The sequence below is a fragment of the Roseateles sp. P5_B10 genome (assembly GCF_056400485.1).
Genome location: NZ_JBFULE010000916.1, coordinates 1 through 1,969 on the forward strand (window position 1 = coordinate 1; position 1,969 = coordinate 1,969).

General features: G+C 63.5%; 2 protein-coding genes. Both read left to right on the forward strand.

Going from position 1 to position 1,969, the window contains the following annotated elements; genetic code table 11:
* Positions 1 to 421: hypothetical protein (locus tag AC1DU6_RS29200; RefSeq protein WP_477861458.1), on the forward strand; the 421-nt coding region annotated here is incomplete at its 5' end.
* Between the two features lie 154 nt (positions 422 to 575).
* On the forward strand, positions 576 to 1,969 hold a 1,394-nt coding region (locus AC1DU6_RS29205; RefSeq protein WP_477861460.1), incomplete at its 3' end, for a molybdopterin-dependent oxidoreductase.

Here is a 1,969-nt window from a genome sequence, read left to right on the forward strand (position 1 = left end):
GTCCGCACTCGCATTGCTGGCCTGGCTTTGGCGCCGTCGTGACGATGTCAGCGCCGCTTATCGGGCACGCCGCCAGGAGCTGCGTGAGGAGTACGCCCAAAGCAGCGAGCCCTGGCGCAAGGTTCGTGAGCCCAAGCTGAACGCGCAGACGTTTTTTTTGCTGGCGCTGATGTTTGGGATTGGCGCGGCGTTTCTCTATTTCACGTATTTCGGTCGCAATGATGCGGGCGCAAGCAGCCGGGCTTCAGTGCATCTGGTCGATGGCCTCTTTGGCTCGATCTTCGGCAACAGTCTGATCGGCTGGAAGATCCTGGGCTCCATGCTGTCGGTGTTCGGTTTCGTGTCGTTTGCTGAAATGCTTCTCGTGCTCAAGGTCGGTCAGTCCGACCGGTCTTCGGCAGAAGATCCGCGGATCAGTTGAAAGCCTGGCATACCTGAGCGCTTTAGTCCCCCGGGTTGCCCGCCCTGGACAATGGCTCTCCTTTGTGAAGAAATCAGGTCACGGCGGCCAACGACGGCCGCCCGTGTGATTCGTTCCTGCACAAGAGCGGGCCCTGCCCGCAGGAGACAGCCGAATGGACATGAACCGGAGGGCTTTCTTCCGGGTGAGCGGCGCGGGGCTGGCAGCGTCCAGCCTGGTGGCCCTGGGGTTCTCGCCAACGGCCGCCCTGGCCGAGGCGCGCAACTTCAAGCTTGCCCGGGCAACCGAGACCCGCAACACCTGCCCCTACTGCTCGGTGGGCTGCGGCGTCATCATGTATTCGTTGGGCGACAAGGCGAAAAACGTCACGTCGTCCATCATCCACATCGAGGGCGACCCGGACCACCCGGTCAACCGCGGCACGCTGTGCCCCAAGGGCGCCGGGCTGCTGGACTTCGTGCACAGCCCCAACCGGCTGAAGTGGCCTGAGATCCGCGAGCCGGGCAGCAAGGAATGGAAGCGCGTTGGCTGGGATGAGGCCATGGACCGCCTTGTCAAGCTGATGAAGGCCGACCGCGACGCGAACTTCGTCGCCCAGAACGCCGACGGCAAGACGGTGAACCGCTGGCTGACCACCGGCATGCTCTGCGCCTCCGCATCCTCCAACGAAGCGGGCTACATCACCCACAAGGCGATGCGCTCGATGGGGATGCTCGCATTCGACAACCAGGCACGTGTTTGACACGGCCCGACGGTGGCCAGTCTGGCCCCGACGTTTGGCCGCGGCGCGATGACCAACCACTGGGTGGACATCAAGAACGCAGACCTGGTACTCATCATGGGCGGCAATGCCGCCGAGGCCCACCCGTGTGGTTTCAAGTGGGTCATCGAGGCCAAGCACCACAACAAGGCCAAGCTCATCGTCGTGGACCCGCGCTTCACGCGCTCGGCCGCCATGAGCGACTACTACGCGCCCATCCGCGCGGGCTCTGACATCGCCTTCCTGGGCGGCGTCATCAACTACCTGCTGACCAACAACAAGATCCAGACCGAGTACGTCAAGGCCTACACCAACGCCAGCTTCATCGTCGGTGAGGACTACAAGTTCGAGGCCGGCATCTTCAGCGGCTACGACGAGGCCAAGCGCCGCTACGACAACAAGAGCTGGGGCTACGAGCTCGACGACAAGGGCTTCGCCAAGGTCGACCCGACGCTGGAGCACCCGCGCTGCGTGCTCAACATCATGAAGGCGCACTACTCGCGCTACTCGCCCGAGCAGGTCAGCAAGATCACCGGCACGCCCAAGGACAAGTTCCTCAAGGTCTGCGAAATGATCGCGGAGACGTCCAGGCCCAACAAGGTCATGACCATCATGTACGCCCTGGGCTGGACACAGCACAGCCAGGGCTCGCAGATGATCCGCACCGGCGCCATCATGCAGCTGCTGCTGGGCAACATCGGCCTGCCCGGCGGCGGCATGAATGCGCTGCGCGGCCACTCCAACATCCAGGGCCTGACCGACCTGGGCCTGCTGTCCACGTCGCTGAC